General features: G+C 69.7%; 13 protein-coding genes. 4 read left to right on the forward strand and 9 right to left on the reverse strand.

Annotation, left to right across the window (positions count from 1 at the left end):
• Positions 1-531 precede the first annotated feature (531 nt).
• Together AB5J50_RS09210 and AB5J50_RS09215 are read right to left on the reverse strand one after the other, a co-directional pair.
• The gene (locus AB5J50_RS09210; RefSeq protein WP_369256613.1) at positions 532-2157 is read right to left on the reverse strand and encodes an amidohydrolase; all 1626 of its coding nucleotides are present in this window, start codon (positions 2155-2157) and stop codon (positions 532-534) included.
• 67 nt (positions 2158-2224) lie between these two features.
• The gene (locus tag AB5J50_RS09215; protein ID WP_327427179.1) at positions 2225-2665 is read right to left on the reverse strand and encodes an Lrp/AsnC family transcriptional regulator; all 441 of its coding nucleotides are present in this window, start codon (positions 2663-2665) and stop codon (positions 2225-2227) included.
• A gap of 266 nt (positions 2666-2931) precedes the next feature.
• Here AB5J50_RS09215 and AB5J50_RS09220 point away from each other — a divergent pair, with 266 nt between their 5' ends.
• A complete protein-coding gene (locus AB5J50_RS09220; protein WP_369256615.1) occupies positions 2932-3369 on the forward strand; it encodes a hypothetical protein in 438 nt (145 codons plus the stop codon).
• Positions 3370-3394: 25 nt separating this feature from the next.
• On the opposite strand, the gene AB5J50_RS09225 is transcribed toward AB5J50_RS09220, so the two are convergent.
• Both AB5J50_RS09225 and AB5J50_RS09230 read right to left on the reverse strand, forming a co-directional pair.
• Positions 3395-4507 carry a phosphotransferase family protein gene (locus AB5J50_RS09225; protein ID WP_369256617.1) on the reverse strand — a complete coding sequence of 371 codons (1113 nt, stop codon included), beginning with the start codon at positions 4505-4507 and terminating at the stop codon, positions 3395-3397.
• Positions 4508-4520: 13 nt separating this feature from the next.
• Positions 4521-5633: a hypothetical protein gene (locus AB5J50_RS09230; protein WP_369256619.1), complete on the reverse strand. Its 1113-nt coding sequence runs from the start codon at positions 5631-5633 to the stop codon at positions 4521-4523.
• A gap of 199 nt (positions 5634-5832) precedes the next feature.
• Here AB5J50_RS09230 and AB5J50_RS09235 point away from each other — a divergent pair, with 199 nt between their 5' ends.
• Positions 5833-6159, forward strand: a complete 327-nt coding sequence (locus AB5J50_RS09235) for a hypothetical protein (RefSeq protein ID WP_369256621.1) — start codon at positions 5833-5835, stop codon at positions 6157-6159.
• Here the strand turns inward: AB5J50_RS09235 and AB5J50_RS09240 are convergent.
• Positions 6122-7294: an acyl-CoA dehydrogenase family protein gene (locus AB5J50_RS09240; RefSeq protein WP_327427184.1), complete on the reverse strand. Its 1173-nt coding sequence runs from the start codon at positions 7292-7294 to the stop codon at positions 6122-6124. The genes AB5J50_RS09235 and AB5J50_RS09240 overlap by 38 nt on opposite strands.
• Positions 7295-7615: 321 nt before the next feature.
• Between AB5J50_RS09240 and AB5J50_RS09245 the strand changes: the two genes are divergently transcribed.
• On the forward strand, positions 7616-8854 hold the full coding sequence (locus tag AB5J50_RS09245) for a glycoside hydrolase family 18 protein (protein ID WP_327427185.1): 1239 nt from the start codon (positions 7616-7618) through the stop codon (positions 8852-8854).
• A 52-nt stretch (positions 8855-8906) separates the two neighbouring features.
• Here AB5J50_RS09245 and AB5J50_RS09250 read toward each other — a convergent pair whose 3' ends face one another.
• Complete coding sequence (locus AB5J50_RS09250) at positions 8907-9566, reverse strand: TetR/AcrR family transcriptional regulator (protein ID WP_369256623.1); 660 nt, start codon at positions 9564-9566, stop codon at positions 8907-8909.
• 146 nt (positions 9567-9712) lie between these two features.
• A complete protein-coding gene (locus AB5J50_RS09255) occupies positions 9713-9859 on the reverse strand; it encodes an SCO1431 family membrane protein (RefSeq protein WP_327427187.1) in 147 nt (48 codons plus the stop codon).
• 366 nt (positions 9860-10225) lie between these two features.
• On the opposite strand from AB5J50_RS09255, the gene AB5J50_RS09260 reads away from it, so the two are divergent.
• Positions 10226-11557 (forward strand): M1 family metallopeptidase, encoded by a 1332-nt coding sequence (locus AB5J50_RS09260; RefSeq protein ID WP_369256625.1) that lies wholly within the window; start codon positions 10226-10228, stop codon positions 11555-11557.
• 52 nt (positions 11558-11609) lie between these two features.
• Here AB5J50_RS09260 and AB5J50_RS09265 read toward each other — a convergent pair whose 3' ends face one another.
• Positions 11610-12962, reverse strand: a complete 1353-nt coding sequence (locus tag AB5J50_RS09265; RefSeq protein ID WP_369256627.1) for a peptidase C39 family protein — start codon at positions 12960-12962, stop codon at positions 11610-11612.
• A gap of 241 nt (positions 12963-13203) precedes the next feature.
• A complete protein-coding gene (locus AB5J50_RS09270; RefSeq protein ID WP_327427190.1) occupies positions 13204-14745 on the reverse strand; it encodes an amino acid permease in 1542 nt (513 codons plus the stop codon).
• Positions 14746-14768 lie beyond the last annotated feature (23 nt).

A 14768-nucleotide genomic window follows, 5' to 3' on the forward strand; every position in this document is an offset into this window, starting at 1 on the left:
TCGTATCCGTACGCAGAGGTCCACCATAGTGCGCTCAACCTGCGGTGTTGCCTCGCCGCGTTAGTACGGGGGTGTCGATTCGACAAGAGGCGGGTAAGAGCCGTCGCCCTGGGGCGGAAACTCGTGTGCTGCGGATCGGGGCCCGGCGCCCTTCGGGCCGACCAGGGACCCGCTGGCTGCGGGTCGACCTAAAGCCGTTGTCTACTGAACGTCCGGGCCCCACCCGGGTCACACCTGCCGACTTGTCGGAACGTTCCCTCGCCTCGTTGCACGGGCGCTGGGCCTGGCTCCCAGTGGTGGTGCGCCGGTGCGGCACACCACCCCTGACCCAGCGGCGCTTCGAGGCCGCGCGGAAGTTCCCCGGTCGGACGTCCGGTGGTGGACCCGGCCGAACCTACCGGCCACCTGCGGCCAGCTGTCAACAGCCGTTTGACCTGCTGCTTTTCTCTCAATCGCCTGGTCAGCGCGGAGGATGCGCAGGTCGCGAGACGGAGTGGCGGGCGATGATCAAGGGTGCGCCACCCCCGGACATCACTCGTTAGGCCGTACGAATACCGTCCGTCCGGCCACCACGGTGCGCAGGCAGACGGGCAGGTCGTTCCCGGGGGTCAGATCAGGCAGTCCGGGGGTGCCGGAGCGGGGGTCGGTGGACCAGCGCGCGACCCGGTCGTCGGGGGCCTGCACGACGAGCTCGGCGGTGCGCCACACGGCGTAGTCGGCGGGCGCGCCCGGCACCAGGACGCCCGCGTCGTCCCGTCCGATCGCCCGCCAGCCGCCCCGCGTATGCGCCGTGAACGCGGCGCGTACGGACACCCGGTGCTCCGGCGTGCGGTGGAAGGCCGCGGCGCGGACGGTGCCCCATGGATCAAGGGGCGTGACCGGGCTGTCGGAGCCGAAGGCGAGCGGCACGCCGGTGCGCAGCAGGGCCGCGAAGGGGTTGAGGCTCCGGGCCCGTTCGGCGCCCAGGCGCTGGGCGTACATGCCGTCCTCGCCGCCCCACAGCGCGTCGAAGGTGGGCTGCACGGAGGCGGTGAGGCCGAGCTCGGCGAAGCCGGCGATCGTTTCCGGGGTGAGCATCTCGGCGTGCTCGACGCGGTGCCGGGCGGCGCGCACGCGGGCCAGCCCGACCTTCTCCGAGGCCGCGCGCACCCCTTCGACCACGGAGGTCACCGCGGCGTCCCCGATGGCGTGGAAGCCCGCCTGGAGGCCCGCCTCGGTGCAGGCCACCACATGCGCGGCGACCGCGGCGGTGTCGAGATAGGCCGTGCCGGTGTGCTCGGCGTCGGCGTACGGCTGGTGCAGGCAGGCGGTGTGCGAGCCGAGCGAGCCGTCGATGAAGAGGTCACCCGCGGCGCCGATCGCGCCCAGTGCCCGCGCCTTCGCCACGCCCTCCTCGGCCCACTCGGCCCAGTAGCCGACGACCCGGGGGCCGGGCTCCTCGTCGGCGAGCCGCAGCAGGCCGGTGAAGTCGTCCTCGGAGGAGATCTCCGGGCCCGCGCACTCGTGCACGGAGCCGATGCCGAGCGAGGCGGCGTGGGCGAGCGCGGCGCGCTGGGCCTCGATGCGCTGCCCGTCCGTGATGGCGCCGAGGGCCGCGGCGCGGACCGCGTGGTGGGCGTCGCGGACCAGCGGGCCGTCGGGCGAGTACCCGGCGCGTGCCGTGACGCCCGGGACCAGGTCCAGGAGCGCGGTGGTGACCACGGCGGAATGCACGTCGATACGGGAGAGGTAGAGCGGGCGCCCGCCGGTCGCCGCGTCGAGTTCGGCGCGCGCCGGAGGACGTCCGCCGGGCCAGCGGGCCGCGTCCCAGCCGTGGCCGAGCAGGACCCGGTCGGCGGGGCGGGCGGCCGCGAAGTCCCGTACGAGAGCGAGCGCCGCCTCCAGGGACGGGGCGTCGGACAGGTCGAGGCCGGTGAGCGCAAGCCCGGTGGCGGTGGTGTGCACATGCGCGTCGGTGAACGCCGGGGTGACCAGGGCGCCTTCGAGGTCCACGATCTCGTCGACCCCGTCCGCGAAGGCGTCGGCCGCGCCTTCGGAGCCGACCCACGCGACGTGCCCGTGTTCGACGACCATCGCGGTGGCGAAGGGGTCGGCGGGGCTGTGGACTTCTCCACCGCGCAACAGCACGGTGTCCGACGAGGCGGTGCTCTCACTCATGGGGGACAGTCTCGCGCCTGTGAGCACCCGCCCCGCGCGCGGGGGCCGCGAAAAGCCGCAAACCCCGTCAGATGCGGGGCGGTCGCGCCTCGTACGGCGTCGACAGCACCACCGTCGTCCGTGTCGACACGCCAGCGAGCGTGCGTAGCCGCGCGAGGAGCTCCTCCAGTTCGTGCGGGGTGGATACCCGCACCTTGAGGATGTAGTTCTCGTCGCCCGCGACGCTGTGGCAGGCCTCGATCTCGGGGACGCCGGCGAGGCGTTCCGCGATGTCGTCCGGGGCGCTGGGGTCGAACGGCTTCACCGAGATGAAAGCGGTCAGGGGCAGCCCTACGCTCTCCGGGTCCACGACCGCGGCATAGCCGCGGATGACGCCGCGCTGCTCCAGCCGGCGCACCCGCTGATGCACGGCAGACGTGGACAGGCCCGTGGCCTTGCCCAGGTCGGTGTAACTCATCCGCCCGTCTGCGACGAGCAGCTGCACAATTTGTCGGTCCAGCTCCTCCATGACGCAAGAACCTACAGGGCCCTTGATCCCCCCGGATACTCAGCGGCGCAGGTCATACCCGGTTTGTAATGTGGCTTAGAGTCAGCTGTACGCCACCCGGGGGACAAATCCACTGGGCCAGGCACCTGCGGGCGGCATGTGACGAACGCCACATGGCTGCAACCGGGTCCGTGATGTTCTCGTGATTACCGCAGAGACGGGACGGGAAGTGCTTGCTGTGGTCGAGGCCGCAGTGCCTTGTCGGCCCACCCGAGGGGGAGAAACCCATGCAGAGTCTTAAGCGCCCAGTTCGTACCGCGTCCAAGCGGCAGCAGCCCGTTCTCGAGCCCGAGCCGGAGGGCGTCGAACCCGACGCCCTGGACGGCGAGGAGTTCGACGCGTACGACACTTTCGAGATGTACCGGGTGATCTGCCCGGACTGCGCGCAGCCCATCGCGCTCCTGGCGGACGAGGAGGTCCTGCCCGAGCACGCGCTGTGCGCCTCGCCGTGGAACCCCTTCGGGCTCACGGTCTGCTCCGGCACGGGCCGCACGGCGGCCGACGCACGGCCCGCGGACGAGTCCGCCGAACTCCAGGAGCAGGACACCGCCCTCCTGTTGACGCTCCCTCAGGGCCTCGACTGGCGGACGCAGCCGTTCTCCCACGTGGGTGGTCCGGGCTCGCGCCCGATGCGGGTCCCCGAGATGCGGCGCCAGGCCGCCTGACCGTCCCCGCGCTCGGCGAGCGCCTTCAGCGGGCGACGCCCGGTCCTTGCCAGTAGCTGCCCTGCACCATGGCTCGCAGGCTGCCGTGGTGCAGGATCAGTGTGTCCGGGTCCGGGGGTACGGCTACCTCACCGAAGTGCGCCTGGCGGTAGGCGACGCGGAGCATGACGATCGCGTGTCGCAGAGCGGCGTACAGCGTGTAGAACTCCATGTCCCGCGGTGTGTGGCCGGTGAGTTCGGCATAGCGTCGCTCCACACGGTCACGGCGCATGAAGTCGGGCAGCCCGCTCTGCCCGAAGCTCACGGTGAGGTCCTGGAAGAAGCGGTGCAGATAGACGGTCCAGCCGAGGTCGACCTCGCGCGGGGCCAGGGCCGCCATCTCCCAGTCGAGGACGGCGGCGGGTTCGAAGCCGTCGTAGATGACGTTCCCGATGCGCGCGTCACCCCAGTTGAGCACCGCCTCGCCCTCGTCGCGCGGCCACAACTCGTCGAGCCGGTCGAAGGCACTCTCGATGAGGGGTGATCGTGGCAGTCCGTCAATCACCCATGCGTAGTAGGCGCGTTGGGCCCTCACGTGACGGCGCAATGGGCTGCCGTCACCCGGCAGGGCCAGGAAGTCGGCTTCCTTCACCGGAACTTGGTCGTGCAGCCGCGCGAGGAGCCCCGTCGAGGCCGCCTCCAGGCGCTCACGCTCCTCGTCGCTCGCCGCGTGCAGCCAATTCCCCTCGTACGTATAGGGCATGACGTCCGGGGGCACGCGCCCCTCGATCCGCTCCATGACGAAGAACGGCGCCCCGAGCGGCCCGGGGTCCTCCTCCAGCCACAGCACCCGGGGCACCGGCAGATCGGTGCGCTCCGCGACCAGGCGCATCGTGCGGTACTGCCGGGGCATGTCGTAGACGGGGAAGACGGTGTACGCCGCCGGGTCCGCCGCCAGCCTCAACGCGCAGGCACGCAAGGGCGGTTCGGGGTGCTCGATGTCGAAGAGCAGGGTCTCGCTGGACATGCCGTTGGACTCGGGGACGGTCATGTTCACCGTCCTGGCGCCGGGCAGGCGCGTGGCGAGCCAGGCCGTCAGCCGATGTGCCAGTTCCTCCGGGTCACGCGTGGTCGTACGGGGACGCGGTGCCGTGGCCATCTCACCACTCCAATCAGGGCGCGACCGAGTCGAATCCGGTGAAGCCGCTCGGATCGTGGCGGCCGAACGAGCCGTGCTCGAAGATCCCGTAGCCGACCCGCCCGTCCAGCGTGAAGCGGGCGGCGTGGTCGATCACCCCATACGCGGCGAGGGGGTGCGCGGCCGGGTCGGCGAGGTCGTAGACGCGCCGGTCGGTCCAGTCACGGCCGCGCCAGGTGCCGTGCTGCCAGTCGTCGGCGGGCGGATAGCCCGCCCCGACGGCGAGCGGCGACGAGGTCAGCACCTCCACGCCCAGTTCGAGGGGCTTGCGATCCGCCGGATCCGTGAGGTGGACGACGGCGGAGGAGGGGTGGCGGGTGCCGGAGCGATAGCTGATGTCGGCCTGGGGCCAGCCGAGTTGGAGGTCGCGCCGCCCGTCACGTACGAGCGTCGCGTCGTTGAGCGAGCGGTGGCCGTCGGCGTCCTCCTGGGTGATGACCATCAGGAAACGGTCGTCGAACCGGACCGGACACCAGAGCCAGTGGAACCCCTCGGTCGGGTTGTCGTCCGCGAGCCGGCCGCCTTCCTCCCCCGGGATCGGGCGCACTCCCCAGCTGCGGTCGCGGGTGCCGGTCCACTCGCCCGCCGAGACGGGTATCTCCTCGCCGTCGACGCGGATGATCCCCTCGACGCCGCCGGCCTGCACGAAGCGGCGCCCTTCCAGGGTGAGCCGGCCGCCGCGGCGCTGGATGTGGTGCGGTTCCCAGAGGGCCGGGAAGTCGGCGGTCCAGGTGATGTCGTACGACAGGGAGTCGTCGTCCGACTGGAGGCGCAGCCGGCGCAGCGGTTCCTCGACGGTGATCCGCAGGGGCCCCACGGCGAGGTTCATGCGGTCGTCGCCGAGCGCGTCCGACGCCCGTACCGCGTGCAGGCGGTCGCCCAGGCGCAGGGTGGCGTAGGCGTCGATCACTCCGACGTTCGGATAGACGCCGAGGCCCAGGATCAGCAGCGCCCGCCCCTGGTGGTCGAGGACGTGGAAGATACAGCGGTCGTACGCGTTCCGGTCGCTGGTCGCGACATGCTTCATGGACAGGGGCACCTGGTGCACGGGGTACTCGTCGAGTGCTACGGGGCGGTCGTCGGGCACGGCAAGCCTCCCTGGGCGCACGGCAGTTGACGTAGCCCGGAGGGGTGCGGCCCCCGGCAGCGCAGTTGACGGTACGTCAGATACTGGCCCGGGACCAGATCTCGCGTCACGGACGGAACCCCTCGTACGGGTTCACCGCAAACTCACGCTCGATTCCCGGGGCGGGTGACCTGTCCGCCCGCCCGCGCGTTGCCCTCGTATGACTCCCACATATTCTGCGACCGGGCGTCGGCGCCGGATCCTCGTCCCGGCTCCGGCAGAATCGGTTCGGCAGACGCCTCCGCCGGCCCAGGATCCCCCCATCTACCGCGCCCTGATCCGCACCTGGGCCGATCGCGGGCGCACGCTGCCGGGGCGCCACGACCCGGAGTGGGTCCGGCTCGCGGCGCCGTCGGCGATGTACGGATACGCCCAGTTCAGCGCGAGCCTGGACGCACGGGACGACGGGCAGCTCAGCGCTGGCCGGGACCCACGGGGTGACGGGCAGCTCAGCGCGAGTCCGGCCCCGCGAGGTGACGGGCGATGACCATCCGCTGGATCTGATTGGTGCCCTCGACGATCTGGAGGACCTTGGCCTCGCGCATATAGCGCTCCACCGGGAAGTCGGCGGTGTAGCCGTACCCGCCGAGCACCTGGACGGCGTCCGTGGTGACCTTCATCGCGGTGTCCGTGCACAGCAGCTTGGCCATGGCCGCCTGCTTGGAGAACGGCCGGCCCGCGTCACGCAGCCGGGCCGCGGCCAGGTAGAGCGCCCGGCCCGCCTCGATCTGTGTCGCCATGTCCGCAAGCATGAAGCGCAGCCCCTGGAAGTCCGAGATCGGCCGCCCGAACTGCTGCCGGCCGGTCGCGTAGGCCACGGCCTCGTCAAGGGCCGCCTGGGCGACACCTACGGCACAGGCCGCGATGCCGAGCCGCCCGGAGTCGAGCGCGGACAGGGCGATCGCGAAGCCCTGACCCTCGTCACCGACGCGCCGGTCGTCGCGGACCCGCACCCCGTCGAAGTGGACCTGGGCGGTGGGCGAGCCCTTCATGCCCATCTTCTTCTCGGGCGGTGCGGCGCTCAGCCCCTCGGCGTCACCGGGCACCAGGTAGGCGGTGATGCCACGGGGACCCTCCCCGCCACTGCGCGCGAGCACGGTGTAGAAGTCGGCGATGCCGCCGTGCGTGATCCAGGCCTTGGTGCCGGTGATCACCCAGCCGTCACCTTCTCTCGCGGCCTTGGTCCGCAGCGAGGCGGCGTCCGAACCGGAGGACGGCTCGGAGAGGCAGTACGCGCCGAGGAGGCCGCCGCCGAGCATCGCGGGCAGCTGTTCGGCCTGCTGCTCCTTGGTGCCGTAGTTCGCGAGGGCGTGGCAGGCGAGCGAGTGCACGCTCACACCGAGGGCGACGGTGAGGCGGGCCGCGGCCAGCTCTTCGAGGACCTGGAGGTAGACCTCGTACGGCTGGTCTCCCCCGCCGTATTCGGAGTCGTAGGGCAGTCCGAGCAGTCCCGACTCGGAGAGCAGGCGGAACACGTCACGCGGGAAGTGCCCGGCGTCCTCCTCCTCGGCCGCCTTGGGAGCGATCTCGCGCTGCGCGATGTCGCGGACGAGCGAGATCAGATCCCGGGCCTCGTCCGTGGGCAGTTGACGGTCCACCGGCTGCGGGGCGCGGTCGGGCATGGCGACGCTCTCCTCCCTGTCGGGCACCTCGGCGAAAGCGCCTTGGATGGGGCGGCTCCGCCGGTCTCACCGAGTGCCGGCCGATGCTCGCACTCCCGGGTCTCGGAAGCTGCTGACCAGCGGCTCTGCGCTGTGAGTATGCCCGCTCGAAGGCATCCCGTCACCAGTTAACGACCGCTCACTCCAAGAAAAGTTCCCCCGGCCGAAATTGGTCCGAACCATTGACGCACTGGTCTAGTCCTCCTACTGTTTCGGACCATCACTTCATCGCGTTCATGCCAATCGGCGCACGCTCCCCTCTCCCCCACGAGGAGACACCCGATGCACATTTCGCACCGTCCCCGCTCCCGGTTCCGGGCGCTCGTGTCCGCCGCGTGTTGCGCCGTCCTCGGCGCCGGACTGCTCGCCGGCGCGGGCACCGCCACCGCGTCCTCCGCCGTCGTGACTCCGAAGGCGGCCGGGTCCAAGGTCGTCGGCTACTTCACCGAATGGGGCGTCTACGACCGGAACTACCACGTCAAGAACGTCGAGACCTCCGGTTCGGCCGCCAAGCTGACCCACATCAACTACGCCTTCGGCAACGTCACCGGCGGCAAGTGCGCCATGGGCGACTCGTACGCGGCGACCGACAAGGCCTACACCGCCGACCAGTCAGTCGACGGTGTCGCCGACACCTGGGACCAGCCCCTGCGCGGCAACTTCAACCAGCTGCGCAAGCTGAAGAAGAAGCACCCGAACCTCAAGGTCCTCTGGTCGTTCGGCGGTTGGACCTGGTCGAGCGGTTTCGGCGAGGCCGCCAAGAACCCGGCCGCGTTCGCCCAGTCCTGCTACGACCTGGTGGAGAACTCCAAGTGGGCGGACGTCTTCGACGGCATCGACATCGACTGGGAGTACCCGAACGCCTGCGGCAACACCTGTGACACCAGCGGCAAGGCGGCGTTCAAGAACCTGATGTCGGCGCTGCGTTCGAAGTTCGGCTCCAGCAACCTGGTGACCGCGGCGATCACGGCCGACGCCACCGCGGGTGGCAAGATCGACGCGGCGGACTACGCGGGCGCGGCGCAGTACGTCGACTGGTACAACCCGATGACGTACGACTTCTTCGGCGCCTGGGACGCGACCGGGCCGACCGCCCCGCACTCGCCGCTGAACTCGTACACCGGTATCCCGAAGGCGGGTTACTACACCTCCGCGACCATCGCCAAGCTCAAGGGCCTCGGCATCCCGGCCTCGAAGCTGCTGCTCGGCATCGGCTTCTACGGGCGCGGCTGGACCGGCGTCACCCAGGCGGCGCCGGGCGGCACGGCGACCGGCCCGGCGACGGGAACGTACGAGCAGGGCATCGACGACTACAAGGTGCTCAAGACGAAGTGCCCGGCGACCGGCACGGTCGGCGGCACCGCGTACGCCAAGTGCGGGACCAACTGGTGGAGTTACGACACTCCGTCGACCATCGCGGGCAAGATGAGCTACAAGAACGCGCAGGGCCTGGGCGGCACCTTCTTCTGGGAGCTGAGCGGCGACACCTCGAACGGCGAACTGATCAAGTCGATCAACTAGCCGTAGCGGTACGGAACTCGGGGCGGGGGCCTACGCGGCCCCCGTCCCTCGCTCAGGTGTCCCGGCGTGCGGCCGGCGGGGCCTGATAAGAGGGGTCGAGCTCCTCGACGGCGCGCAGGGCGCCGCCCAGCATCTTCACCAGCAGCTCGCGCATGGTGTCGCGCGACAGCGCCTGGTTGCCTATCCAGTCGAGGGTGGCGCCCTCGACGCTGCAGAGCCAGCCGAGCAGCGCCATGCGGGGCAGCGGCTCGATCTTGCGCCTGCCGTACGCGCCTTCGGCGATGGTCTGGACGATGACCTCGCGCACGCCCTGGCGTATGGCCTGCACCTCGGTGTCGAAACCGACGCCGCCGGTGATGATCGTGCGGTACGCGGCCTGGTTGTGCTCGGCATAGCGCAGATAGCCGTCGATGGTGCGGTGCACCCGCTCCGCCGGGGGCAGTTCGAGGCCGCCGGCCGCCCGGGAGACCAGATCCGCGACCGAGTCCTCGACGATGGCGAGGTAGTAGCCGCGCTTGGATTTGAAGTAGTAGTAGATCAGCCCTTTGGCGACATGTGCCTGCCGTGCGATGTCATCCATCGACAGTGCGTCGTACGACGTGTCGGCGAACAACTTCCGTCCGATGGCAATGAGTTCGGCGCGGCGCGCCAGAGAGCGATCGGTGCCGCGCGCCCGGGGGCGGTCGACGCCGTGCTGTTGACTATGATTCAATTTCGGCCCTGGTCTCCAACTGCCAGCGGGACGTTGGCAGTATGGCAGACCGATGCCACGTGCTCGTTCGACTCTGATCGACTGGGGCACGGTCTCGCGGCGGGCCGTCTCGCGAGACGTCGGCCCATGAACCCGAGGGGCTCAGGTCACAGCAGGCCGAGCTGGGTGACGAGCATCGCGAGGACCACCACGAAGGTCCAGCCCGCGATGTGTTCGAGGATCTTGGGACCGTCTTCCTTGGGGCCTCCGGTGCGGGCACGGAGGCGGGCGGCGGTGGCGGAGCTCGCGGTCATGGCATCTCGCTGACGTAGTGGTGCGGTGGTGTCCCCCCGCCTCCCGTCGGCTCCCCACCGACTCGACCACCTTGCCACCGAAGCGGGTTTCAGTGGTAGAGACCTTGGTCACGCCGAACACTTCGACGAGCTTCGAATGCCGCCGGATTCCACAACGATGTGAGAAGTCTGTGCGTCTCATCACACGACAGTGGTCAGTCAACCGAAAGGTCCCTGATGAGCACGTTCCGGACGCCTCGCCGCAGAGCTCGCCTGGCCCTGGCGGCGGCGATCACCGTGGCGGCGGCCTTAACGGGTCCGGTCTCACAAGCCGCTCCTTCGCCGTCCAGCGCCCCGTCCCCCGGTGCGGCAGGTCTCGGCGACCCGATGTTCCCGCTCGACGGCAACGGCGGATACAAGGTCAGCCGCTACCTCCTCGACTTCGACTGGCAGGCACCGAAGACGCCCTTCGAGGCAGCCACGACGATCAAGGCGACCGCCACCCAGGCCTTGTCCCGCTTCGACCTGGACTTCGCGGGCAACACCCTGCACACGGTGACCGTCAACGCGAAGGCGGCCACCGCCGTACGCGACGGCGACGAGCTGGTGATCACCCCGGCCAAGCCCCTCGCCCAGGGCCAGGCCTTCACCGTCAAGGTCACCTACACCGCCGACCCGACGCAGATCCGCCACCGCGACGACGCCATCGAGGACTACGGCTGGATCCCGACACCGGACGGCACGGTGCTCTATCCGCAGCCCAACGGCGCCAAGATGATCTTCCCGTCGAACGACCATCCGAGCCGGCGCGCGCCCATCACCTTCCACATCACCACCCCGCCGGGCCTCACCGCCGTCGCCAACGGCAAGCTCACCGACCGCGCCGAGCAGGCCGACGGACGCGTGCGGTGGACGTACGACTCGGAGCAGCCGCTGGCCACGCAGCTCGCCCAGCTGGCGATCGGCAAGTTCACCCTCGTCGACAGCACGGGACCGCACGGGCTGCCGATCCGCGACGTGGTCCCTGACGACCTGGTCGCGCCGACCGAGCAGTACCGCAAGCTCACCGCCGACCACATCGCCTGGCTGGAGGAGCGGCTCGGCCCGTACCCCTTCAACCGGTACGGCGTCCTCGTCGGCGACACCGACCTGGGCGTGGCCCTGGAGACGAACACGCTCTCCCTGATCCCGAAGGCCGACCTGCTCGGCGACCAGGTCAGCGCCGAGCGGAACCTGGTGCACGAGCTGACCCACCAGTGGACCGGCGACAGCGTCGGCATCAAGACCTGGTCCGACCTGTGGCTGAGCGAGGGCCACGCCCGCTTCTACGAGCGGCTGTACTCGGAGGCACACGGCGGCGTGGTCTTCGAGGACACCATGAAGACGGCGTACGCGAACCACGACCAGTGGCGCCACGACTACGGTGCCCCGGCCGAGCCGACCGAACCGAACCTCTTCAAGCGGATGCGCTACGACGGTTCGGCGCTCGTCCTGTACGCGCTGCGCGAGAAGGTCGGCCAGGAGACGTTCGGGAAGATCGAGCGGGCCTGGGTCACCAAGTACCGCGGAAAGACGGCGAGTACGCAGGACTACATCGACCTGGCGTCGAAGGTCGCGGGCGAGGACCTCGACGGCTTCCTGCACCCGTGGCTGTACGGGGCGAAGACCCCGCCGATGCCGAACCACCCGGACTGGGTGGTCAATCCGGTCCAGAGCTGAACGCCGCGGGGCGGCCCTTCCCCATATGAAGAGGGGCCGCCCTGCGCGGAGTTCAGCGAATGCCGACCTCCGCGAGCGCCTTGCACTGCCGCGCCGACGGCTGTGCCGGGAAGTACAGATAGCAGACGCCGCCCGTGCCGGAGACGACCTTCCCGGAGGCGTTGTACCTCTTGGTACGGAGCCAGATCGTCTCCCACTCGGACCGCTTGTAGACCCGGCGCACCGCCTCGTCGCCCGGCGACGCCGGGTCGTTGGCGATCACGTCGCCGTCCGCGGTGAACCCTATGACCGTCATGAGGTGCCCCGACGTGCCGTAACCCGCCCCCGTCAGCTCGGACTTGAGGAACGACTGGGACGTTATGGCCGGGATGCCGGCGGCGATCAGCGTCTCCAGGTCGGTAAGCGAGCCGAGGCGGGTCACCACGCCTTGCAGGTCCTTGTACGTCGACGCGTAGGCGGCGTTGAACGGCCAGTTGCCGCAGCCGCCGTACTGGTAGTCGTAGGTGAAGCGGGCCGCGTGGCACACCTGCGGGTCGGAGTAGTCCGGGTTGACCCAGGCCAGCTGCTCCGCCGTCGGCTTGCGGCCCCAGTACTCGATGATCATCTGCGAGGAGGTGGGGCTGCACCAGGCCTCGCCGCCGTTGTCGTACTCGGGGTACTGGCCCGCGTGGATCTCCTGCGAGTAGCGCGGGACACTCAGCTCCTGGGCGAGGCCGGGTGTGGTGGCCGGGACGGTGAAGCGGTCGGGAATGTCGGAGCCCATCGCGCCGAGCCGCCACACCATGGGCGTGATCCTGGCGCCCGGGGTGCGGTAGAGGGTGAGCCGCAGCCGGTACGAGAGGAGCCGCAGGCCCGAGGCGGCGTCGTCGATGGAGAAGGTGTCCGTCCAGATGGTGCTCTTGCCGTCGCTCTGGTCGTCCACGGAGGTCCGCTTGATGTCCTGGTCGCCGGCCGCCCAGCGGCCCATCACATACCAGGGAGTGTCCGTGCCGTCGGAGTAGGTGCCTGCCAGCTCGACCTGGAGCCAGGTGCCCGCCGGGGTGTGCGCGTTCCAGGAGGCGATGGCCTCGGTGGAGGGGACGGCGAGCCGGTGGACCGGCGAGGTCCAGGTCGCGTACTCCCAGGTGGAAGTCTTGCCGGTGTGCGGGTCCGTGTAGTCGGCGGTGCCGGCCGGGGCGGCGATCACCAGACCGGGACGGGCGCCCGGCACGGCACGCGTGCCCTGCGCGCTACCGCTCCGCCAGTCGGTGTACGAGGTCCAGGCGCGGTTGTCCACGAGGCGGGCGGGGGCTTCGGCCGGCCCCGCGGGGGTGGCCGCGGCCGCGGGGCCCGCGGCACCTGTGGCTGCAGCGGCGACGGCCGCGGCCAGGATGGCTCTGCGGGACGGCTCTGAAGCTCTGGTCATGGGTGGGTGACCCCCAGTTCGTCCGGAAGCGACGGTTCAGACGCACGGCATGGAGCGGCGGGTGCAGACGTGGTACCAGTGCACGGCTGTGGGCCAACTATGGACGCCGGAAGCCGACTTCTGCCAGCACTTCGACCTCCGGCGCGCCCACCAATATTGGTCGGGACCACTGGCATGACCTGCGACGCCTCGGCCCCGGCGGACACCGGGGCCGAGGGCGTGCGGGTCAAGGGCGTGCGGGTCAGATGAGGTCCATCGCCGCGACCTCGTCGGGCCGCCCGTAGCTGACGGGCCCCTGGAAGCGGCGGCGGGCCGTGGCGAACCACCACACCGTGGCGATGATCAGCACCACGGCGAGGGCGATCCCCGCGTAGTTGAAGGTGTCGCCGGTGATCGGCGAGACCTGCGGCAGCATGAACAGCACGCTGCTGGCGAGGATCCAGATCACGGCCACCCAGCCGACGGGCTTGCTCCAGCGGCCCAGGTTCCACGGGCCGGGCTGGAACTCGTCGCCGAGCCGCAGCCGCAGGAAGATCGGCACTGCGTAGGCGAGGAAGAGCCCGACGACGTTGACGCTGACGATGGCGGTGAAGGCCGTGTGCGACCACCAGCCGGGGACGACCAGGGCCACCGAGCAGGCAACCGCCAGCCACACGGCCTTGACGGGGGTACGGGTGCGCGGCGAGACCGAGTGCCACCAGTGGGAGCCCGGCATCGCGCCGTCCCGGGAGAAGGCGAAGATCTGCCGGGTGTTGCTGGTGAGATTGGCCAGACCGCAGAAAAGCATGGCCCCGATCACGATCAGAAGGATCACCTTAGCCATGCCCATGCCAAGGCCGTCGATGAGAATCTGCACGGGCGGCGCCGAGGAGCTCGCCACCTGGTCATAATCATGAATGCTGTACACAAGGGCGAGCATGAGGATCAGTCCGGTGATCGCCGAATAGCCGATCGCCCGCGTGATCCCCCGGGGCGCGTTGACCGTGGCCCGCACCGTTTCCTCGGACATGTGGAAGCTGCCGTCGAAGCCCGTGAAGGTCCAACTCGTGACCAGCAGGCCGAGCATCCCCCCGTAAAGGCCGTTCGTGAAACCGGTGTTGTTCGCGAAATGCGTGACGAACGACGCCGACTGGTGATCGTCGGGCATCACGATCAGTGTGCTCACGATCACCAGGAGCCCGATCAGCAGCCACCACACGGAGATCCGGTTGATCAGGGCGACCAGCTGGACGGTGTAGGTATTGGCCAGCCCCTGGATCACGATGATGAGTGCCGTGATCAGGACCGTCTGCTGGGCCGTCGGCTCGTACGAGTGCCACTGCAGGGCGATGAAGGCCTGGATGAAGGTGGCGGCCGCGTACCCGGTGGCTGCCGTGCCGCCCACCTGACCCACGAAATTCAGCCAGCCCGTGTACCAGGACCAGGCACCCTTGTGGCGCTTGGCGAGCTTTCCGGCGGAGAAATAGAGCGCTCCACTGGTCGGATAGGCGGAGGCGACCTCCGCCATCGCGGCGCCGATGAACAGCACCATGATGGAGACGCCGATCCAGCCGAACACGAGAATACGTGGCCCACCGGCATTCATACCGAATCCGAAGGCCGAGAAAATTCCCGAGACGATGTTGATGATGGTGAAGGAGATCGCGAAATTGTCGAACGCCTGGAATCGGCGCGTGAGCTTTCTCGGATATCCCATCGCATGAAGTGTCGCGTCGTCGTCGAGCGCGGCGGATTCCTCGCCGGCGCGGCCTCTCGCGCGTGGGGCCGATATCCGTTCTGACACAACTGACCTTTCTCTGGGGGTTG

Origin of the sequence: Streptomyces sp. R35 (genome assembly GCF_041053035.1) — a bacterium.
In the GTDB taxonomy this organism is placed as follows: domain Bacteria; phylum Actinomycetota; class Actinomycetes; order Streptomycetales; family Streptomycetaceae; genus Streptomyces; species Streptomyces lutosisoli.